The following is a 21,296-nucleotide window of genomic DNA, read 5'->3' on the forward strand; positions in this document are numbered from 1 at the left end:
CGGGCGGACGGGCGTGGCGCACCGGTCAATATTTGACCCGCTTCGCCGACAGCCCGCGCTTCTTCAGATAGTCCTGCACGCTGTTCTTGCCGGCAAGATGGCCCGCCCCGACCGCGACGAAGACCGTCCCGGGCTGTGCCATGCGGGTCTTGATCTGATCGGCCCAGCGCTGGTTGCGATCCCACAACAGCACCTTGGCGATCTCGGGCGTTTCGGTCATGCTTTCGTTCATCGTCGTGGCGAGCGTCTTGGGGTCGCCCTTGGCCCATTGCGCGACGAGCGTGTCGAGCGTCGGCCCCAGCTTGTCCATGTCGCGCACGACGACGTTGAGATAGGCAACCTGCAGCGTTTCGGGAAGCGTGTCGAAATAGCCGAGCTGTTCCTCGAGCGTTTCGAATCCCGCGATCGGCTTCTTCGCTTCCTTGGCGAAGCGCGTCAGCAGCTTTTCGGCGCCCTGTTCGGGATCGTAGCCGAGCTTGGACAGCGGCAGCACCGACAGCGTGATCGCCGGGAACCAGGGCTCGAAGGCGTCGAAGGCGTTGGCGGGCAGCCCGACGCTGGTCAACGCGGCCTGATAGGCGGCGAGCTGTTCGGGAGTCAGGCGCTGCGGGATCGTCTTGCCGGTCTGGTCGATCGCCAACGGCATCATCCGCTTTGCGACGTCGGCCTGATCCTCGGGAAGGATCATTTCGAGCATCAGTTCGTCCGAGCGGTCGAAGGCGTCCTTCACCGCTTCATCGAACCAGCCGAGGCCGGGTTTCAGCACGTGCACCGTGCCGAAAAGATAGATGGTCGTGTCCTTGTCCTTGACCACCCACAGCGCGGGATCGGCGTCGACGGTCGGTACGGAAGCCGCCACGGCGGGCGCCGTGACCGGCTCGGCGGCGTGGAGTGCCGCGAAGGGCGCGAGGGGAAGCAGCGCGCAGCTCGCGGCGAGGGTCTTAATCCATTTTTTCACGGGAAATCTTTCGAAGCTTGGCCGTGCGGCCGGGAAAAAGGGAGAGGGCGGGACGCGCCCGGTCAGCGGAATTTCAGCCACAGCCAGACGACGGCGTTGACGATCAGCGACAGGCTGAACAACACCACCACATCGACGGGGGGCGTCAGACCCGCGCGATGCAGCATCCACCATGCCGGGGCCGGAAAGACGAAGGCATACCAGCCCGCGACGCAGGCCCACAGCCAGGCGCGTTCTTCATGATCGTCGATCGAGCGGTGGTAGGCGACCATGCCGATCGCCAGCCCGGCGACCCAGATGCCTGCGGCGCTGATCGCAAATCCGGGACTCAGCGGGCCGTTGCTCATCATGTCGATCGCCGCACCACTGCCGGACTTGTCTGAAACGAGCAGTCCCCCGATGATGCCGCCGATGATGCCGCAAAAGCCCAGCGCCAGCCAATAGCGGCGCTTGCGGGGCGACCAGCTGCGCCAGGACGGCGCATAGCGGCGGAAATAACCGCCAAAACCCAGGGCTGCGAAGCCCAGCGCCGCGAGCGGACCGGCCCACAGCGGCAGGGGCACGCCGCCCTTGTCGATCGTCGCCTGATTATATCCGGCGAAACCACCCAGCAGCATCGCCGAGCCGAGGATGATCACGATCGGCCAGCCGATCAACGCGACGGCGCTGGGCCGGGCTGCATCATTTGTCATCGTCATGTCCTTCGTTGCCATCGTCGAAAATCTCCTCGATCGGCATGTCGAACAGCCGCGCGAGCTTGAAGGCGAGCGGTAGCGACGGGTCGTATTTTCCCGTTTCGATCGCATTCACCGCCTGCCGCGAAACGTCGAGCCGATCGGCCAGTTCGGCCTGGCTCCAGTTTCGCATTGCGCGCAGCACTTTCAGTTTGTTGTTCATTGGCGCCTCGCCAGTCATAGCCTTCGCATCGACATGGCAAGGCTGCGCCATGTCCGCAAACGGCAAATTGGTTTCGGCCCTTCGGGCGGGTTCGGGTGTCGCGGAAATCATGTCTTCGCTTTCAAGGGAGCGGCAAGAGGCTGGAGCGCCGTCGCGGCGGATGACGCTCCAGCTCGAGTCACCTGCCGACACCGGGGAGCATCGGTCGAGGCAAAGCACGAAATTTGCGAGCGGGATCAGCGGGCGCTGTGCAGCATCAGCAATGCAAGCCGGGTGTCGTTCTGGCTGCCCTGCGCCCGGGCGATGGCGCGGTCGGTCTGCGGGCGCGCCGCGGCAAGCGTGTCGGCCATGCATTCGGACTGCTGCGCGCGCCCGGCGACGCCGCCGACACCATTGTCACAGATCCGGCGTGCCGCGCTTTTGATGCGGATTTCGAGGCGTCGCTGGTCGCGGGCGGAGGTCAGGTCGAGGTCGTCGATGCGGATTTCGTGGGTGCTGGTTTCGGCCAGCGGCGCGGCCATTGCGGGGGCGGCGGCGATGGTCAGCGAGAGGGCGAGGGCGATCGTGCGGGTCATCATGGGTCTTCTCCTGGGTTGCGTCTTCAAAGTGTCGGTCACGTCCACCTGTCTTTATGTCAGGTTTCCATGACTATATGTCGTGATTCGCTGACTATGTCAACAACGCCTGACAAAAAGTTTTGCAACCATGACAGGATGCCCGGTTTTCCCGACCTGCCGGGCGGCAGGGAGCCTTGACCCTCGCGCCGCGCTGCGCCAATGCGGCGGCGATTTTTGCACCTGCGAAGGAAGACCGGCCGTGGCCGAAGCGGACGCCAAGCATCCCTTGAGTTTTCAGGACATGATCCTGACGCTGCATGCCTATTGGGCGGCGCGCGGCTGCGCGATCCTGCAACCCTATGACATGCGCGTGGGGGCGGGGACGTTCCATCCCGCGACGACCTTGCGCAGCCTCGGTCCCGAGCCGTGGAACGTCGCCTATGTCCAGCCGAGCCGCCGCCCGACCGACGGCCGTTACGGCGAGAACCCGAACCGCCTCCAGCATTATTACCAGTATCAGGTGATATTGAAGCCGTCGCCCGCCGACCTGCAGGAGCAATATCTGGGCAGCCTCGCCGCGATCGGCATCGACCCGCTGCTCCACGACATCCGTTTCGTCGAGGACGACTGGGAATCGCCGACGCTCGGCGCGTGGGGGCTGGGCTGGGAAGTCTGGTGCGACGGGATGGAAGTCACCCAGTTCACTTACTTCCAGCAGATGGGTGGTTACGACTGCAAGCCGGTCGCGGGCGAGATCACCTACGGGCTCGAACGCCTCGCCATGTATATCCAGAATGTCGACAATGTGTACGACCTGCGCTTCTCCGACGCGGTCGGCGACGTCGCGGCGGTGAGCTATGGCGACGTGTTTCTGGAGAATGAGCGCCAGTTCTCGAAATGGAATTTCGAGGTCGCCGACACCGACACGCTCTTCGCGGGCTTCAGGTCGGCCGAGGCCGAGTGCCAGCGCGCGATCGCCGCGAATGTCCCGCTCGCCGCCTATGATCAGGCGATCGAGGCGAGCCATTTGTTCAACCTGCTCCAGGCGCGCGGCGTGATCAGCGTGCAGGAACGCGCCAATTATATGGCGCGCGTCCGCGACCTCGCAAAGGGCAGCTGCAAGGCGTGGATCGACAGCCAGTCCGAAAACTGGACCGCAAAATATCCGGGGTGGACGCTGTGACCGATTTGCTTCTCGAACTGCGCAGCGAGGAAATCCCGGCGCGGATGCAGGCCGGCGCGCGCGCCGAACTCGAAAAACTGTTCCGCGCGCAGCTGAGCGCGGCGGGGCTCGAAGCGGGCGAGCTTACCATCTGGTCGACGCCGCGGCGTCTGGCGCTGATCGCGAAGGGGCTTCCGCAAGCGACCGCTGCCGTCAGTGAGGAACTGAAAGGTCCGCGCAGCAGCGCGCCGCCGCAGGCGCTCGAAGGTTTCCTTCGCAAGACGGGCCTGACGCAGGACCAGCTCGAAGATCGCGACGGCGTGTATTTCGCCGTGATCGACAAGCCGGGCCGCGCAACCGCCGAGGTGCTCGCCGAGGCGATCCCCGCGATCGTCCGCGCCTTCGCCTGGCCCAAGTCGATGCGCTGGGGCAAGGAAAGCGCGAGCAGCGAGAGCCTGCGCTGGGTGCGCCCGCTTTCGGGCATCGTCGCGATCTTCGGCGAGGCGCTCGTTCCGTGTGAAGTCAGCGGGATTTCCGCGGGCTTCGCGACGCGCGGCCACCGCTTCCACTGCCCGGGCGAGATCACCATCGGGTCGGCTTCGGACTATGCCGAAAAGCTGCGCGCGTGCCATGTCATCGTCGACCATGAGGAGCGGCAGGCGATCATCCGCGACGGCGCCGCCAAGGCCGCGGCCGATGCGGGGCTGAGCCTCGTCGCGGACGAGGGGCTGGTGGTCGAGAATGCGGGCCTCACCGAATGGCCTGTGCCCTTGCTGGGCCGCTTCGACGAAGCGTTTCTGGAGGTGCCGCCCGAGGTCATCCAGCTGACCGCGCGCGTGAACCAGAAATATTTCGTCGTGAACGGCGCGGACGGCAAGCTGGCGAACGGCTTCGTCTGCACCGCGAACATCGACGCGAAGGATGGCGGCGCGGAGATCGTCGCGGGCAACCGCAAGGTCCTCGCGGCGCGGCTGTCCGACGCGCGCTTCTTCTGGGAACAGGATCAGAAGAAGACGCTCGCCGAGCACGCCGGGAAGCTCGCGAATATCACCTTCCACGAAAAGCTGGGCACCGTCGCCGACAAGGTCGAGCGCGTCGCGAAGCTCGCCGAATGGCTGGCGAGCGAAGGCATCGTCCCCAACTGCGACCCCGCCCTTGCACGGCAGGCGGCCGAACTGGCCAAGGCCGATCTCGTCACCGAAATGGTCGGCGAATTCCCCGAATTGCAGGGCCTGATGGGCGGCTATTACGCCCGCGCCGAAGGCCTGCCCGATGCAGTCGCCGACGCGATCCGCGATCATTACAAGCCGGTCGGGCAGGGCGATGACGTGCCAACGGCGCCGGTGACGGTGGCTGTGGCGCTGGCGGATAAGCTGGATACGCTTGTCGGCTTTTTCGCGATCGACGAGCGACCGACAGGCTCCAAAGACCCGTTCGCGCTCCGGCGCGCAGCATTGGGCGGGCTTAGCCTTTGGCAGGTGGCCGAACTGCGAGGCTCTTTGCTGGCGATCCTCATATCCGCTATGAGTGGAACTGCCGCATATTCGCCGGTTGCGGAATCTCTAGAGAGCAAGGGCGTTGCGGCGATCAAGTTTGGCGCCGCTGCTACAAACCCATTGGAATTTGCGGTTGAGCAAGAAGCGATAGGGGTTCTTGGCTTCCTTATCGACCGCCTCAAGGTCCAGCAGCGCGAAGCCGGGGTCCGGCACGACCTGATCGACGCGGTTTTTGCGCTCGGCGGCGAGGATGATCTCGTTCGGCTGCTCGCGCGCGTGAAGGCGCTGCAGGCGTTCATGGCGACCGAGGACGGCACCAATTTGCTCGCGGGCTACAAGCGCGCGGCGAATATCCTGAAGCAGGCGGGCAAAGATACCGTCATCCCAGCGAAAGCTGGGATCGCTGGCGATGGTGCGCCAACGATAGCGGCCCCAGCTTTCGCTGGGGCGACGGAGATGGACAAGGCGCTGCTCGCCGCCCTCGACGCTGCCGAACCCGCTGCCGCCGTGGCGGTCGCAGACGAACGTTTCACCGACGCGATGGCCGCGCTGGCGTCGCTCCGCGCGCCGATCGATGCCTTTTTCGAAGGCGTGATGGTCAACGATCCCGACGAAGCGGTCCGCGCCTATCGCCTCGGCCTGCTGGCGCGCTTTACCGGCGCGGTGCACGGGGTCGCCGATTTCTCGAAGATCGAGGTCTGAGACCGCGTTAGAAATCCCGTTCGTGTCGAGCGAAGACGAGACACCGTGAAGGCACGAACGACAGATGGGCATCTCGACTTCGCTCGATGCGAACGGATTTGAGAAGCCTTGAAAATGACAAAGCAAAACTGATTCGACCAACCGGGACTGCATAACTATTCCCCCGCCAACCTCCTCCCCGGGGCAGCAGGAGCATATGATGACGACGCCTACCCAGACCAACATGGTGCATTTGTTCGGCGGCGCGGCCACCACGGCCGAGCGTTCGAAGGAATTGCTGGGCGGCAAGGGCTCGAACCTTGCCGAAATGGCCTCGATCGGGCTGCCGGTTCCGCCGGGCTTTACGATCACCACCGACGTCTGCACCGCCTATTACGCTAATGGCGAACAGTTCCCGGCGGGGCTCGCCGAAGAGGTTGCGGCCGGTATCGCGCATATCGAGGGCATCACGGGGAAGGCGTTCGGCGACGCTGCCGACCCGCTGCTCGTCTCGGTCCGTTCGGGCGCGCGCGTCTCGATGCCCGGGATGATGGACACCGTGCTCAACCTCGGGCTCAACGACCTCACCGTCGTCGGTCTTTCCGAAGCCTCGGGCGACCCGCGCTTCGCGTGGGACAGCTATCGCCGCTTCGTCCAGATGTATGCCGACGTCGTCATGGGGCTCGACCATGCCGAGTTCGAGGAAGCGCTGGAAGTCGCCAAGGAAGACAAGGGCTTCTACCTCGACACCGAGATGTCGGCCGAGGACTGGCAGGCGCTGGTCAAGACCTATCAGGCGATCGTCGAGCGCGAGACCGGCGCGCCCTTCCCGCAGGAACCCAGGGACCAGCTGTGGGGCGCGGTCGGCGCGGTCTTCGCCAGTTGGGAAAGCGACCGCGCAAAAGTCTATCGCCGCATCAATGCGATCCCCGGCGAATGGGGCACCGCGGTCAATGTGCAGGCGATGGTGTTCGGCAATATGGGCGACACCTCGGCAACCGGCGTGGCTTTCACGCGCGACCCCGCGACCGGCGAGCGCGCCTGGTACGGCGAATGGCTGATCAACGCACAGGGCGAGGATGTCGTCGCGGGCATCCGCACCCCGCAATATCTGACCCTCGCCGCGCGCGAAAAGGCGGGTGCCAAGCCGCTGTCGATGGAAGAGGCGATGCCCGAGACCTTCGGCGAGCTCGGCCGGGTCTTCGACACGCTCGAAACCCATTATCGCGACATGCAGGACATCGAGTTCACCGTCGAACGCGGGACTTTGTGGATGCTCCAGACGCGTTCGGGCAAGCGCACCGCCAAGGCGGCGCTCAAGATCGCGGTCGACATGGCGGGCGAGGGGCTGATCACCGAAGAGGAAGCGGTGCAGCGCGTCGACCCCGGCGCGCTCGACCAGCTGCTCCACCCGACGCTCGACCCGAAAGCCCCGCGTGACGTGCTGACGAAGGGGTTGCCCGCCAGCCCCGGCGCGGCATCGGGCAAGATCATGTTCGACGCCGACAGCGCGGAGAAAGCTGCGGGCATGGGCGAAGCGGTGATCCTCGTCCGCGTCGAAACCAGCCCCGAGGACATTCACGGCATGCACGCCGCGAGGGGCATTCTCACCGCGCGCGGCGGGATGACCAGCCACGCGGCGGTCGTCGCGCGCGGCATGGGCCGTCCTTGCGTCTCGGGGGCCGGCGGCTTGTCGATCGACGGCAATGCGCGCGTGCTGCGCGTCGCCGGGCGCGAGCTTCGCGAGGGTGATATCCTGACCCTCGACGGCTCCACCGGCGAGGTGATGGCGGGCGAGGTTCCGACCCTGCTCCCCGAACTCGTCGGTGATTTCGGCACGCTGATGGGCTGGGCCGACAAGGTGCGCCGCATGAAGGTGCGCGCGAACGCTGAGACCCCGGCCGATGCGCAGGTCGCGCGCGATTTCGGCGCCGAGGGCATCGGGCTTTGCCGCACCGAGCATATGTTCTTCGACGCCGCGCGGATTACCGCGGTGCGCGAGATGATCCTCGCCGACAGTGAGGAAGGCCGCCGCGCCGCGCTCGCCAAGCTGCTGCCCGAGCAGCGCGGCGACTTTGCCGCGATCTTCGGCGTGATGGCCGGCTTGCCGGTCACGATCCGCCTGCTCGACCCGCCGCTTCACGAGTTTCTGCCGACGCGCGAGGAGGATTTCGCCGTCGTTGCCGAGGCCGCGGGTGTCGGGATCGAGGCGCTCAAGGGGCGCGCGAACGAACTCCATGAATTCAACCCGATGCTTGGCCATCGCGGCTGCCGCTTGGGCGTGACCTATCCCGAAATCTATGAGATGCAGGCGCGCGCGATCTTCGAGGCGGCGTGCGATATCGCCGCCGAAACCGGCGCCGCGCCGATCCCCGAGGTGATGATCCCCCTCGTCGCAACGCGCCGCGAGTTCGACCTGATGAAGACGGTCGTCGATGCACAGGCGAAGGCGGTGTTTGCCGAAAAGGGCCGCGAGATCGCCTATCTCGTCGGCACGATGATCGAACTGCCGCGCGCCGCACTGATGGCGGGCGAGATCGCCGAGAGCGCCGAATTCTTCAGCTTCGGTACCAACGACCTGACGCAGACGACGATCGGGATCAGCCGCGACGACGCGGGGCGGTTCCTGACGCAATATGTCGACAAGGGCATTTTCGTCACCGATCCGTTCGTCAGTCTGGACGTCGAGGGCGTCGGCCAGCTGATCGAGATCGCCGCCGATCGCGGTCGCGCCACGCGGACGGGCATCAAGCTCGGCATCTGTGGCGAGCATGGCGGTGATGCGCCGAGCATCCATTTCTGCGAAAAGACGGGTCTCGACTATGTCAGCGCCTCACCCTACCGTGTCCCCATTGCGCGCCTTGCGGCAGCGCAGGCGGCCCTGAAGAAGGCCAAATAACAGGGGGTAGGGCATGAAGAGCTGGCACCGCTATGCGATCACTTTGGTGGGAGGGCTGGCGGTGGGGCTCGGCGCTGCCTGGGCGATCACGGGCCGGGGGCTCGCCGACGGGCAGATCGGCAACGGCCCCTGGACCACGTCGCTCGGCTTCGGCACCAAGGCGACCGACCGGGTGACGCGCGCCATGGTCGCGCGCGCGGGCCTGCTCGCGCTTCCGGCCAGGGAAACCGTCTACTGGTCGGCCACCACCGACGCGGCGGGCGCGCCGCTCGACGGCAATTGCCGCTACCGCCTGTCGGGAAGGCCGCTCGACGCGCGCTGGTGGAGCGTCACCATTTATGACGAGGCGGGTTATCTCGTCGCCAATCCAGCCAACAGCTGGTCGGTGAACGGTGCCAACGTCGCGCTCGACGCCGAAGGCGAGTGGCGCGTCACGATCGCACCGGCGAAGCCGGCCGACGGAGCCTGGCTGCCGGCGGCGAAGGGGCAGCCCTTTCACCTGACCCTGCGCATGTACAACCCCGGCGACGGGTTTCGCGCTGCCCCCACCAAGGCGGTCCTGCCAAGCATCGTGAAGGAGGGCTGCTGATATGCGCACCTGGTTCGGCCCGCTCGTCTTCGGTTTCGTTCTTGCAGCCGCGACCGCCTGGGTCGCCGTCGGCGCGATTCCCTATGCCCTGATGAATGTTGCGATCGACCGGCTGGGGCAGGGCGGCGTCAACACGATGGCCTATGCCAACCTTGCCAATCCTGCGCGCCAGCCGGTCGTGCGACCGAGCCCGGACCTCGCCTATTCGAGTTGCCCCTATGACCTGTCAGGCGGGCCGATCGCGATCCATGTCGTGCCGGTGCCGGACCGTTACAGTTCGCTCAGCATCTTCGACGCCGCGACGGACGTCATCTTCGTCCGCAACGATGTCGAGGCGGCGGGCAAGCCGTATCGAATCATTCTCGCGCGCGAAGGGCAGCCGGTTCCGGCGGGCGCCGAAGTGGTTCGGACGAACCACGATCACGGCATTGCGCTGATCCGGTTGCTTTTGAAGGATCCGGCGGAAATCGGCCAGCTCGACGCGGTTCGGCGCCAGTCGTCCTGCGCGCCGGCCACAAATCCGAAATAGGGGGTTGCGCGCCCGGTCGCTGCCCCTTAAAGGCCCCTCACCACGCACCCGTAGCTCAGCTGGATAGAGCACCAGACTACGAATCTGGGGGTCGGACGTTCGAATCGTTCCGGGTGCGCCATTTCCCAAAATCGTTGAAAACAGCCCGGAATCGCGAAGCGTTCTGGTCGGCCGCGGTCCTGATTTTCGTTGTCGGGCGGGATCAGCTGCGAGGCCCGATGCAAGTGGATGAATACCCCGGGCAATACGTCCGAAACGTCTCGCATTGATCGCGGTGCCTGCGTTGCCCCCCAGGCAGAACGTCCGTGGTCGTTCCCTCCCCGTGATCATCCCTGTCATAGCGTGATTCGCGCGCGACGGACAGCACCGTCATCGCGCCGTTTGTCGCATTTTTCCGGGATCGGGACACCCTGCCGCGCGACCGCTCAGCGGTTGCGGGCGGTGACGATCCATGCGGCGCCTTCGAGCAGGATCGATGTCGCACCCGGCCGCTGTCCGAAAGCCGCCCGTACCGCATCTTCCGCCGCCGCGCGGAGGTCTTCGGACTGCCCTGCCAGCGCCCGCGACAATGGCCCGACCGCAAAAGCCAAGCCCAGTGCGTCTTCGATCGCCTCGGCGCGCGTTGCGCCATGGCCATAGGGGATATCGGCGTCGAACGGCGTGATCGCGACGTCGTCGAACCCCGCATCTGTCAGGATCTGTTCGATGCGCGCCGGATCGCCGAAGGCAAAGGGGCCGGGCGCTTCAGGATCGGACGGCGGTGGCGCCAAAAGATGCCGGATCGTGGTCATCGGCAAACGCACCCAGTCATTCTCTGCCGCGCTTCGCCAGCAGGCGAAGGCAAGCCGTCCGCCGGGCTTCAGGGCTTTCCGGATATGGGCGAAGGCGGGGGTGGGGGCGTCGAAGAACATCACGCCAAAGCGCGAAAAGAGCAGGTCGAAGGCGGCAGGCGGCAGCGGCGCGCTCGCGGCATCGGCGCGCTGGAACGCGACCGATGCGCCGTCCGGCGTATCGGCCTCGGCGCGCGCGATCAGTTGCGGCGATATGTCGACGCCCAGCACATGGCCGCTCGTGCCGACGCGCTCCGCGAGGGCAAAGCTGGTCGTTCCCGCGCCGCACCCGATGTCGAGGGCGTGCTCGGCTGGTCGAGGCCCCGCCACGGCGAGCGCCGCGTCGCCGAAAGTCTGGAGCATCCGGTCGAGCCTTTGTTGGTGCAGCACCCAATTGTCCCCGCTGGTGCCCGTCCATTCGTGGGTGCTTCCCGAGTTGATTGCCATTCTTTGCTCTTTCGAGATCTTGCTGCGACTGATTCGCAATAATCGTTCGGGGCCGGGATGCCAAGGCCAACGGACACAAGCGCAGAAGCGGGCGCGCGAACGCGCCCGCTTCCCCGGTAACAATTATGCGAGATCGCCGGACAGCGACCAGGTGTTCGATGCGACTTTGGTGCCGCGTTGCACCGAATAGCGGCCGTTGCTGGCGACCAGGCTACCGCGGCTCTGAAGCGTGGCGCCTGCGCCTGCCGTGTGGGTGATGGCGCCCGTATTCGCCGCTTCGACCTCGATCCAACTGCCGATCGGCACATCCAGCGTGGTGTCACTCGGCCAACTGAACGCAATTGCGCCGGCCGCGTTCATCCGCTTGCGACTGCCGATGTCGCTGGTGACCGGCGTGTAGGTGGTGCTGGTCGAGGATGTGCTGGGCACGCCTTCATATTCCCGAATCCAGATGGATGAGGTGCCCGATTTCACACAGCGATAGGCTTTGTGACTGGCAGTTCTGGAACCTGGGTTGATATCATAGCCAAACACTTCGAACCGATCGCCCTTGAACCAGGTTCCGTTCGGTTCGCCGTTGGTCCAACTGCGTTTGCCTGAAACGCTGAGGCGTACATCATAGACTTCGACCGTCTCGGTTGCGGTCGTCGGGTGAGACAAGGTAATGTTCGTGCCCGACATTGCCGTAATCCAGGCGCCTGCCGGGATGCCTTGCCCCCGGATCCGGTCCCCCACAGCGTAGCCCGCCGCTGCCGACAGCGTCGCGCTGGTGCTGCCATTGGTGATCGCGGCCATCATGCGCGGTCGGAAAAACCCGGAACGGGAGAGCGTGACACTATAAGTACCGACCCCGACGGGAAGAGCTTTTGGGACATTGCGTAACGTCACGACATTGCCGATCACCGAGACGACCTCGCCGATCGTCAAATGGCCTCCGCTTCCCGACGAAGGCATTGTTTCGCCGTTGACGAACGGCGTCAGTTGCAACGGTGTGTTCGTATGGACGAATTCGCCAATGATATAGGCTGCAGGATTGGTTGAGACGAAAGTTGCCGTGCCGTCGGTTGCCACGGTGATGGTAGCTGCGCTGTCAAGTGTGAGCGGAGGGTTGCCCTGGGATGTCCACTCGACATATTCGACACTGTCCGTTGAGCCGTTCTCGATCAGCTTCGAGCCGACAGGCATGTAGAGGCGGCGCTTGCCCGCTTCGACCGTCCTGCCGCGGGTTAGCATCGAGAGACCAAAAATCTCACCCTGTGCTGAATCTATGACGCTGCAATTGTCATAGTGAACATGTGCTCCGTTCGCGGCACCTTGATTTGCATAGGCGAATTCATCGTCGATGCTTACGCCATTCAGGGAGACACGCGAAGTCGTGTAGATGTTAAAAACGTTTCGGGCATCGTTGTTGATCCAGATGCGCCCTCCGAAGAACGCGACTGATCCTTCGGCGAACAGCCACGCATCGGGGGCGATCCCGGCAGCATCGACCGGATTAGCCATCTTAATCTGACACCCGACCAGATTGAGCGTGGATCCGCTTTTCCAACTACCAAGCCGCCAGATATTCTCGGTGGCGAGCCCGACAATGTTTCCCGAGTAACGCTGCCCCGATCCGATGAAGACTTGCTTGGCGATCGTCACCTGACCACCGCGGATTTCGGGCATCTGCCCGATGCCTTGGCCATAGCTGCGGCAGTCAACGAGTGTCGTACAGAAATTGGCAAACGGATTGACGAAGGAACACATTCGCGCCTGATCGCGCCCAATGGCCAGACAGGTGCGCGAGCGGAAGAAGCGGCTGTTGCTTAGCACGCAGCCGTCACCCTGGTTGGTAAAAGACAGTGACCAGCCAACACCTACGTCGAAGCCGGTGAAGGCACAATTGTCGATGTAGAGGCTGTTCGACCCGCTGCTGCTCACATAATAGGCAGCAAGTCCCGGATATTGGTCGTTGCTGGCGATGCCCGACGAAAAGGGGTCCGTCACAATCCCGGCGTGGGGGGCATAAGCGCGGTTTGAAACCAGGCCGCCCTGTCGCCACCATGCAGTTTCGACATTGTCGTCATGGAAAAGCGCCTGGAAGCTAGGAGCCGTCGCGATTCGACCGCCCAGGTTCATGCCTTCGACCTTGCATGCACGTGTGTACTGGAAGATCAGGCACGGCAGTTCGCCGCTGATTTGCCGGATATGAGCGCCCAAGTCGGAATTATAGCAGCCTGGTCCTTTGAAATGCACCGTCACCATCGAGGCGTAGGCGGATCCATTGAAATCCGCGACGATAATCGGGCCGTCGATATCGACCCGACCGGTCATTCCGAAAAAGGTAAGCGTGCGCGGAATCTTGTCGCTTTTGAAGGCTGCGATTGCGTCATCGATCGCCGATTGTGCTGCGGTGCGGTTCTGCGCCGGCGTGTTGCCGCTCGCGCCGAAGAAATAGGGGGCTTCGGTTACTTCGATCCAGTTTGCTGGCATGAAATTTCTTCCTTCCGATGATGTCACATTTCTGGTGTCGAACGTCCCTGTGCCGAGGACGCGCTGCGCCTCGGTGCGATGTTTCCGATATGGACGTTGAGATGAAGCATTTGAACCAAATTGGTTATTAAGTCAAGAGATTTGAACCGATTCCAAATTGCGCATAGCTATGTCTGTTGCTTTCCTTCGCGTCGGTGCAAAGGTCGGGGACAGGCTGCGGCGCCGGGGAGAGTCATGCGCGAACGGATCGTAACGGTGGATATCGGTGGAACTCACGCCCGCTTCGCGATCGCCGAGATCGATAGTGGCGGTGTCGTCGCGCTAGGCGAGGCGACGACTTTGCATGCCCGGGACCATGCGAGCCTCGAGACCGCCTGGGAGGATTTCGCGCGGCGTGCGGGCGGCGCGCTGCCGCGCGCTGTCGCGATCGCGATCGCCGGGCCGGCGCGCGGCGAGGTGATCCGTTTCACCAACAATCCCTGGATCATCCGCCCCGCGCTCGTCGGCGAGAAGCTGGGCGTCGACCATTGGGTGCTGGTCAATGATTTCGAGGCGGTGGGGCATGCGGTCGCGCAGGCCGACGCCGGCTATTTCGAGACTTTGTGCGGCCCCGACGTGGCGCTTCCCGACAGCGGCACGATCAGCGTGATCGGCCCGGGCACCGGGCTCGGCGTTGCGCATATCTGGCGCGACGGGGCGGAGTATCGGGTGCAGGCGACCGAAGGCGGGCACATCGACTTCGCGCCGCTCGACAGCATCGAGGACGCGATCCTCGCGCGCCTTCGCAAGCGCCACCGCCGCGTGTCGATCGAGCGGATCGTGTCGGGCCCCGGCATCGTCGACATCTACGAGACGCTGGCAGCGATGGAAGGGCGCGCGGTGACCCCGCTCGACGACCGGACGATCTGGACCAACGGCACCAGCGGCGCCGACAGCCTCGCCGCGGCGGCGGTCGACCGTTTCTGCCTGTCGCTCGGCAGCGTCGCGGGCGATCTCGCGCTGGCGCAGGGCGCAAGCGGGGTGGTGATCGCTGGCGGGCTGGGGCTGCGCATCAAGGACAGCCTGATCAAATCGAGCTTCCCCGAGCGCTTCGTTGAGAAGGGGCGCTTCGAGGGCTTCATGAGCGCGCTGCCGGTCAAGCTGATCACCCATCCGCAGCCGGGGCTGTTCGGTGCCGCAGCGGCCTTTGCGCGGCTTTATCCCTGAGGCGGCGCAACATCCTCTTTCGCATGGGAGTTTCGCTGGGTAGAGCGGGCGAAACGCACAAGGGGATCGAATACTCATGCCTTCAGGACTTTTCGCGCTGCTCGACGACGTCGCGACCATCGCCAAGGTCGCGGCGGCGAGCATCGACGATATCGGTGCGGCGGCATCGAAGGCGGGGGTGAAGGCGGCGGGGGTCGTGGTCGACGACACCGCGGTCACGCCGCGCTACCTGACGGGCTTCACACCTGACCGCGAACTGCCGATCATCTGGCGCATCGCCAAGGGCTCGATCTTCAACAAGATCGTGCTGATCCTGCCGGTGCTGCTGCTGTTGTCGTCGCTCGCGCAATGGGCGATCACGCCGCTGTTGATGGTGGGCGGCGCCTATCTCTGCTTCGAAGGCGCGGAGAAAGTGTGGCATTCGCTGCAGAAGGACAAGACGAGCCTGGCCGAGGATGCCGCGACCGTCGCCGACAAGAATCACGAAGAAACGATGGTGAAGGGGGCGATCCGCACCGACTTCATTCTTTCGGCCGAGATCATGGTGATTGCGCTCAACGAAGTGCTCGACGAGCCGCTCGGCATGCGGGCTGCGACGCTCGCCGTCGTCGCGCTTGCGATCACCATTGCCGTCTACGGCGTCGTCGGGCTGATCGTGAAGATGGACGATATCGGCCTCGCAATGAGCAAGGGGCGCACCGGTGGCGGCCGCGCGATCGGCCGCGGACTGGTGACGCTGATGCCCAAATTGCTCGCCGCGCTCGCGCTGATCGGCACCGCGGCGATGCTGTGGGTCGGCGGCCAGATATTCCTCCACGGCCTCGATGAATATCATATTGGCGGCATCGGCCATGCGCTCCATGATTTCGCACAGGCGGTGACAGGAAACCTGCCCGGTGCCGGGGTCTGGGAATGGCTGATCAACGCGGGAGGCGCCGGGCTTTTCGGTCTGGCGTTGGGCGGAGCGATCGTCGGGCTGCTTCATCTCGTGCCCGGCCGCAAGGCGGCACACTGACGGCAAGAACGGAGGAGCATCATGCAGGGCGAGAATGATCCGCTGGCGGCCTTCTGGATGCCCTTCACCGCGAACAAGGCCTACAAGGCCTCGCCCCGCCAACTCGTCTCGGCCAGCGGGATGTATTACCAAAGCGCTGATGGTCGCGCGATACTCGACGGCACGGCAGGCCTCTGGTGCTGCAACGCCGGTCATTGCCGCCCCGAGATCGCCGAGGCGATCGCCGAGACTGCGCGCAGCCTCGACTTCGCGCCGACCTTCCAGCTCGGCCACCCGCTGGCGTTCGAACTCGCCAGTCGTGTCGCGGCGATCATGCCCGCCGGGCTCGACCGCATCTTCTTCACCAACAGCGGTTCCGAATCGGTCGATACCGCGCTCAAGATCGCGCTCGCGGTGCAGCGCGCGCGCGGGCAGGGGAGCCGTACCCGCCTGATCGGGCGCGAGCGCGGTTATCACGGGACAGGGTTCGGCGGCGTCGGCGTCGGCGGTATCGTCAACAACCGCCGCGCCTTCGGTCCCGGGCTCGTGGGTACCGATCACATCCGGCATACGCACGGATTGCCCGGAAACGCTTTCGCACGCGGCTTTCCACCATGCGGCGCCGAACTGGCCGACGATCTTCAACGCCTCGTCGATCTGCACGGTGCCGAGACGATCGCGGCGGTGATCGTCGAACCGATGGCGGGTTCGACCGGCGTGCTGATTCCGCCCGTCGGCTATCTTCAGCGTTTGCGCGACATTTGCGACCGGCACGGCATATTGCTGATCTTCGACGAAGTGATCACCGCCTTCGGCCGCGTGGGGGGCGCGACGGCGGCCGAGGCCTGGGGTGTGACCCCCGACATCCTCACCATGGCGAAGGGGCTGACCAACGCCGCGGTGCCGATGGGCGCGGTCGCGGTCCGGCGTGACCATCATGACGCGGTGGTCGACGGCGTCGCGGCCGGGATCGAGCTTTTTCACGGCTATACCTATTCGGGGCACCCGCTCGCCAGCGCGGCGGGCCTTGCGACGCTCGATCTGTACGCGCGCGACGGGCTGTTCGAGCGCGCGAACGCGCTCGCGGCCTATTGGGAGGATGCCGCGCACAGCCTGCGGGGCTGCCGTCACGTCATCGATATCCGCACCATCGGCCTCGTCGCCGGGATCGAACTCGAACCGCGCCCCGGCGCCCCGACCGCCCGCGCCACCGAATTATTCCACGCCTGCTTCGACAACGGCCTGCTGGTCCGCGCCACCGGCGACATCATCGCGCTTTCGCCGCCGCTGATCGTCGAAACCGGACAGATCGACACGATGTTCGGCCTGCTGGCCGAGCTGCTGGGCAAAATCGATTAGCATATGCACCGGGGTGGGCGGCGGCGATGTCGTTGTCCCGAATCAAGACAGCAATTCGCCGCACCTGGCTACCCTTGACGGCGCTGACCGGTTAGGGAGCAACCTCTCTTCCCTCTGAAAACCGGAAATTTATCGTGGCTTTTGCTTTCCGTTCGCTTGCCCCCGTCGCGCTGGTCGCGACGCTTGCCGCTGCGCCCGTACTCGCCCAGTCGGCGTCGCTCGTGTCGGGCATGGATGCGCTGCGCGAATGGAATCTCGTCGTCCTCGGCAATCTCCAGTCCTCGTCGGAGGTGGAAGGGCGCACCTTCGTCGGCGGCAATCTTTCGGGCAATTCGTCGAATTATGCCATCCGTCCGCTCGGAACGTCGCCGACCGGCCAGCCCGGGCTGACGGTCGTCGGCAATGTCGACGGCGGGCACAAGAATCTCAACAACGGCGGCGGCGCGATCGTCGGCGGCAACGTCAACAGCGGCTTCAATCTCAACGGGGCGGCGCAGACGGTGAAGGTCGGCGGCACGATCAGTAACACCAACGTCAACCAGAATGTGGTGGTGTCGAACCTCGGCACGAGCAACCCGTCGTTCGTGTCGGGGCTGCAGAACCAGAAGAACCAGCTGAACAGCAGCCTGACCAGCCTGTCCTTTGACATGGGCACGCTGACGTCGAACAGCCAGTTCGTCGCGCAAGGCAATCGCGGCGTCTTCAACGCGCAACCCGACGCGCAGGGCATGGCCGTGTTCAACATCACCGCGGCCGATCTCGACAAGATCGGCGAGATCCAGTTCAACCTCAACGCCGCAACGACCGCGATCGTCAACGTCAGCGGGCGTTCGATCAATCTCAACGACAATTTCCTCGGCGGGACCAACAATCTCGGCGAGCATCTGATCTGGAACTTTCCCGAGGCGGAGGATCTGCGCCTGACCACGGCGTGGGGCGGGTCGGTTCTGGCGCCGCTCGCCGACGCCCAGACCGGAAATTATATCCAGGGGTCGGCGGTTTTCGGCAACCTGATCCAGAACGGCGAGATGCACATCGGCACCTACAAGGGGGGCGACATCGGTCCGCCCAGCGGCGGTTCGTCGTCGGGAGGCGGTTCGTCGGGTGGCGGGTCGAGCTCGGGCGGTGCGACGCCGGTTCCCGAACCGGGCATGTTCGGCCTTTTCGCGCTGAGCGCCGGCGGGTTGATCTATTGGCGGCGGCGGCGCGCGAAGCAGGAAGCCGACCGCGGCGACGCCTGACCTCGCCATATAGCTCGCCGTAGAAAGCCGGACCCGATCGGAGGGCTGTTAGCGGGCTTCGTCGGCGAGCGGGAAGGCTACCGAGACCCGCGTACCCTTGCCGACCTCGCTCTCGATGTCGAGCTGCCCCTGATGGCGCTCGCTGATGTGCTTGACGATCGCAAGACCCAGACCGGTGCCTCCGACCGAGCGGCTGCGCGCTTCGTCGACGCGATAGAAGCGTTCGGTCAGACGCGGGAGATGGTCGGGCGCGATGCCGTCGCCTTCGTCGGTGACCGAGAGGCGCGCGCGCGCGCCATCGCGTACCAGTTCGACCGTCACCGGCGTGCCGGGCCGGCCGTATTTCATCGCGTTCGAAATGACATTGTGGGCGAGTTGCCCCAGTTGCGCGGCGTCGCCGAGCATCGGCAGCGAGCCCTCGGCGATCCGCGCGTCGATATCGTGCGGTCGTTCGGCTTCGCTGTCCCTGAGCGACGCGATCGTCGTCCGGACGATCGCGGCCAGATCGACCGGCGTCGTCGGGCGGCGGAACCGGTCGGCCTCGACGCGCGAGATCGAGAGCAGGTCGATGACGAGTTGCTGCATCCGCCGCGCCTCGCGCTCGATGATGGCGAGGAAGCGATGGCGCGTGCCGGCATCGCCGTCGTCGTTCATGTCCTGAAGCGTTTCGACATAGCCGAGAATCGCCGCCAGCGGCGTGCGCAGTTCGTGGCTTGCGTTGGCGACGAAATCGGACCGCATGCGGTCGGCGGCGTCGAGCGCCGAGCGGTCGATCAGGAACAGGATGCGTTCATGCCCCGACAGCGCTGCGATGCGCATCGTCCAGCGCTGGCCGGGACGCGGGAAGTCGGCGAGATGAACCTCCTGGGCCCCGTCGGTCGCGTCCGCGCGCGTCAACGCGTCGATTGCGCCGGGGTGACGGATTGCCGTGCGAATGTCGGCGCCGACGATATGGCGGCCGAGCAGGCGTACCGCCGCGTCGTTGGCGATGGTGACGATATGGTCGTCGGTCCCGATCAGCGGGCCGCGTTCCTGATCGGCCCAGCGCGCGAAATCGGGGTGGCGGAGCAGCGATAAAGGCGGCGGGGGCGGGGCTTCGGCGATCGCTTCGCCGCGGCCCTCGGGCAGCGGATCGGGCGCGGCGCCATGCACGACGGCGACGGCCGCGGCGCCCGCCACGGCCAGAATGGCGATGGTCAGCGCGTCGCCGCCCGACAGCGCCGCCAGAATGACCGCGATGGCGACGAGCGTGAGGGCGACGACCAGGCTGGAGAGGCGATCGAACATCGTCGCTTCGCGTCGCACGAAGCCGGAGCGGTCGCAAGCCGCTTTACGGATGCGGGCAGAGGATTAACGCTTCGCGGGCGAATGTCCCGAAACGGGAAGCGGCCCGCGTCGGGCGGTCTTTTGCTTTTCCTTCGGCTTTCGCTGGTTTATGCGCCATTTATGGACAGCGACGATCAGCCGACCGGCGGGAATATCCCCGAACACAGCGAGCCCGGCGCCGCTATTCCCTCGCGCCGTCGCATGCTCGCGCTCGGTGCGGTCGGCGTATCGGCCGCGCTGACGATCCGGCCCGCCTTTGCCCAGACCGCAGTGTCGGTGATGAACTGCCAGATTCCGGTTCCCGACGCGTCGGGCGCGGGGAAATATATCGATAAGAACGGCAAGCTGGTCGCCCCCGGCACCAAGGGGGCGTTCCCGGGGGCGCCGCGCCCCTTTACCGGCGAAGAGGTCAAGCGCGCGTTCGGCGGCCAGTCGCTGCCCGGAACGAGCTACGACCAGTCGCAGGCCTATCTCCAATATATCCGGCGCTTGCGGGCAGGGCAGAGCGGCTTTACCTGTTACGCATCGATTCAGATGCCGCGCTGACCGTCCTTTGCGGCGGCGATGCGCCCATCGCCGCACGAAGGAACCCATGTGAAACTCGCCTCGCTCAAATCCGGTCGCGATGGCCGGCTCGTCGTCGTTTCGGACGATCTCGCCTGGTACGCCGACGCCGGACAGGTCGTCCCGACGATGCAGGCCGCGCTCGACAATTGGGCCTATGCGGCGCCGCGGCTCGCTGCGCTGGCCGAGGATCTCAACCATGACGCGATTCCCAAGGAGCGCTTCCACGAACGTGATGCCGCTTCGCCGTTGCCGCGCGCCTATCAATGGGCCGACGGCAGCGCCTATGTGAATCATGTCGCGCTGGTACGGCAGGCGCGCGGCGCCGAAATGCCCGACAGTTTCTGGCACGATCCGCTGATGTACCAAGGCGGCAGCGACGCCTTTCTGGCGCCGCGCGACCCGATCCCGCTCGGCGATCCCGCGTGGGGCTGCGACATGGAGGCCGAGGTGATCGTGGTGACCGGCGACGTTCCCGCCGGCATCGACGCGGTCGCGGCGCGCGAGAAAATCCTGCTCGTCGGCCTGACCAACGACGTGTCGCTGCGCGGGCTGATCCCGGCCGAACTGGCCAAGGGGTTCGGCTTTTTCCAGTCGAAGCCGTCGAGCGCGATGTCGCCGGTGTTCGTGACCCCCGACGCGCTCGGCGACCGGTGGAAGGACGGCAAGCTCCACGGGACGCTGTCGGTCGACCTCAACGGCGCGCCGCTGGGCCGCGCCGATGCGGGCGTCGACATGACCTTCGATTTCGGCCAACTGATCGCGCATGCCGCCAAGACGCGCGACCTGGGGGCGGGGACGATCATCGGATCGGGCACGGTGTCGAACCGCGACGCCGACGGCGGTCCGGGCAAGCCGATCGCAGAGGGCGGGCTTGGCTATTGCTGCCTCGCCGAAGTGCGCACGGTCGAGACGATCCTGACCGGCGAGGCGAAGACGCCCTTCATGCAGAAGGGCGATACCGTCCGCATCTGGATGGACGACGACCGCCACCACAGCATCTTCGGCGCGATCGAACAGATGGTCGGATGAACGCGAAAGGGCTCCCGCCACCGGCGGGAGCCCTTTCCCTTTCTGGCGTCCTGC

At 65.3% G+C, this 21,296-nt stretch carries 18 protein-coding genes and 1 tRNA gene; 12 read left to right on the forward strand and 7 right to left on the reverse strand.

Features of this window, described 5'->3' with window-relative positions; genetic code table 11:
• Positions 1-25 precede the first annotated feature (25 nt).
• The 4 genes from EAO27_RS05195 to EAO27_RS05210 form a co-directional block, all read right to left on the reverse strand.
• Positions 26-958 carry a TraB/GumN family protein gene (locus tag EAO27_RS05195; RefSeq protein ID WP_242777758.1) on the reverse strand — a complete coding sequence of 311 codons (933 nt, stop codon included), beginning with the start codon at positions 956-958 and terminating at the stop codon, positions 26-28.
• 62 nt (positions 959-1,020) lie between these two features.
• Positions 1,021-1,650, reverse strand: a complete 630-nt coding sequence (locus tag EAO27_RS05200) for a hypothetical protein (protein ID WP_242777760.1) — start codon at positions 1,648-1,650, stop codon at positions 1,021-1,023.
• Positions 1,640-1,855 (reverse strand): helix-turn-helix transcriptional regulator, encoded by a 216-nt coding sequence (locus EAO27_RS05205; protein WP_242780444.1) that lies wholly within the window; start codon positions 1,853-1,855, stop codon positions 1,640-1,642. Before EAO27_RS05205 ends, EAO27_RS05200 begins: the two co-directional genes overlap by 11 nt.
• Positions 1,856-2,091: 236 nt before the next feature.
• The gene (locus EAO27_RS05210) at positions 2,092-2,478 is read right to left on the reverse strand and encodes a UrcA family protein (RefSeq protein ID WP_242777762.1); all 387 of its coding nucleotides are present in this window, start codon (positions 2,476-2,478) and stop codon (positions 2,092-2,094) included.
• A 235-nt stretch (positions 2,479-2,713) separates the two neighbouring features.
• Here EAO27_RS05210 and EAO27_RS05215 point away from each other — a divergent pair, with 235 nt between their 5' ends.
• From EAO27_RS05215 to EAO27_RS05240, 6 genes are all read left to right on the forward strand, one after another.
• The gene (locus EAO27_RS05215; RefSeq protein ID WP_242780446.1) at positions 2,714-3,595 is read left to right on the forward strand and encodes a glycine--tRNA ligase subunit alpha; all 882 of its coding nucleotides are present in this window, start codon (positions 2,714-2,716) and stop codon (positions 3,593-3,595) included.
• Positions 3,592-5,772 carry a glycine--tRNA ligase subunit beta gene (gene glyS, locus EAO27_RS05220; protein WP_242777764.1) on the forward strand — a complete coding sequence of 727 codons (2,181 nt, stop codon included), beginning with the start codon at positions 3,592-3,594 and terminating at the stop codon, positions 5,770-5,772. The genes EAO27_RS05215 and glyS overlap by 4 nt, the downstream gene beginning before the upstream one ends.
• Before the next feature lie 223 nt (positions 5,773-5,995).
• Complete coding sequence (ppdK, locus tag EAO27_RS05225) at positions 5,996-8,650, forward strand: pyruvate, phosphate dikinase (protein WP_242780448.1); 2,655 nt, start codon at positions 5,996-5,998, stop codon at positions 8,648-8,650.
• A gap of 13 nt (positions 8,651-8,663) precedes the next feature.
• Positions 8,664-9,239: a DUF1214 domain-containing protein gene (locus tag EAO27_RS05230; protein ID WP_242777766.1), complete on the forward strand. Its 576-nt coding sequence runs from the start codon at positions 8,664-8,666 to the stop codon at positions 9,237-9,239.
• 1 nt (position 9,240) lies between these two features.
• Positions 9,241-9,768 (forward strand): DUF1254 domain-containing protein, encoded by a 528-nt coding sequence (locus EAO27_RS05235; RefSeq protein WP_242777768.1) that lies wholly within the window; start codon positions 9,241-9,243, stop codon positions 9,766-9,768.
• 44 nt (positions 9,769-9,812) lie between these two features.
• Positions 9,813-9,889: transfer RNA gene (locus tag EAO27_RS05240), tRNA-Arg, on the forward strand.
• A 304-nt stretch (positions 9,890-10,193) separates the two neighbouring features.
• On the opposite strand, the gene EAO27_RS05245 is transcribed toward EAO27_RS05240, so the two are convergent.
• A complete protein-coding gene (locus EAO27_RS05245) occupies positions 10,194-11,045 on the reverse strand; it encodes a class I SAM-dependent methyltransferase (RefSeq protein ID WP_242777770.1) in 852 nt (283 codons plus the stop codon).
• A gap of 123 nt (positions 11,046-11,168) precedes the next feature.
• A complete protein-coding gene (locus tag EAO27_RS05250) occupies positions 11,169-13,520 on the reverse strand; it encodes a hypothetical protein (protein ID WP_242777772.1) in 2,352 nt (783 codons plus the stop codon).
• A 234-nt stretch (positions 13,521-13,754) separates the two neighbouring features.
• On the opposite strand from EAO27_RS05250, the gene EAO27_RS05255 reads away from it, so the two are divergent.
• The 4 genes from EAO27_RS05255 to EAO27_RS05270 all read left to right on the forward strand — a co-directional run bounded on the left by EAO27_RS05255 (position 13,755) and on the right by EAO27_RS05270 (position 18,320).
• Positions 13,755-14,726 carry a glucokinase gene (locus tag EAO27_RS05255; protein ID WP_242777774.1) on the forward strand — a complete coding sequence of 324 codons (972 nt, stop codon included), beginning with the start codon at positions 13,755-13,757 and terminating at the stop codon, positions 14,724-14,726.
• Between the two features lie 76 nt (positions 14,727-14,802).
• Positions 14,803-15,741, forward strand: coding sequence for a DUF808 domain-containing protein (locus EAO27_RS05260; protein ID WP_242777776.1), 939 nt, complete (start codon positions 14,803-14,805; stop codon positions 15,739-15,741).
• A 21-nt stretch (positions 15,742-15,762) separates the two neighbouring features.
• The gene (locus tag EAO27_RS05265) at positions 15,763-17,079 is read left to right on the forward strand and encodes an aspartate aminotransferase family protein (RefSeq protein WP_242777778.1); all 1,317 of its coding nucleotides are present in this window, start codon (positions 15,763-15,765) and stop codon (positions 17,077-17,079) included.
• Positions 17,080-17,213: 134 nt separating this feature from the next.
• A complete protein-coding gene (locus EAO27_RS05270) occupies positions 17,214-18,320 on the forward strand; it encodes a choice-of-anchor A family protein (protein WP_242777780.1) in 1,107 nt (368 codons plus the stop codon).
• A 48-nt stretch (positions 18,321-18,368) separates the two neighbouring features.
• Here the strand turns inward: EAO27_RS05270 and EAO27_RS05275 are convergent, their stop codons facing one another.
• Entirely contained in the window at positions 18,369-19,625 is a 1,257-nt protein-coding gene (locus tag EAO27_RS05275; RefSeq protein ID WP_242777782.1) for an ATP-binding protein, read from the reverse strand.
• 141 nt (positions 19,626-19,766) lie between these two features.
• Between EAO27_RS05275 and EAO27_RS05280 the strand changes: the two genes are divergently transcribed.
• Positions 19,767-20,192, forward strand: a complete 426-nt coding sequence (locus EAO27_RS05280) for a hypothetical protein (protein WP_242777784.1) — start codon at positions 19,767-19,769, stop codon at positions 20,190-20,192.
• A 48-nt stretch (positions 20,193-20,240) separates the two neighbouring features.
• Positions 20,241-21,242, forward strand: a complete 1,002-nt coding sequence (locus tag EAO27_RS05285; protein WP_242777786.1) for a fumarylacetoacetate hydrolase family protein — start codon at positions 20,241-20,243, stop codon at positions 21,240-21,242.
• Positions 21,243-21,296: the final 54 nt, after the last annotated feature.

Source organism: Sphingopyxis sp. YF1, assembly GCF_022701295.1.
GTDB lineage: Bacteria > Pseudomonadota > Alphaproteobacteria > Sphingomonadales > Sphingomonadaceae > Sphingopyxis.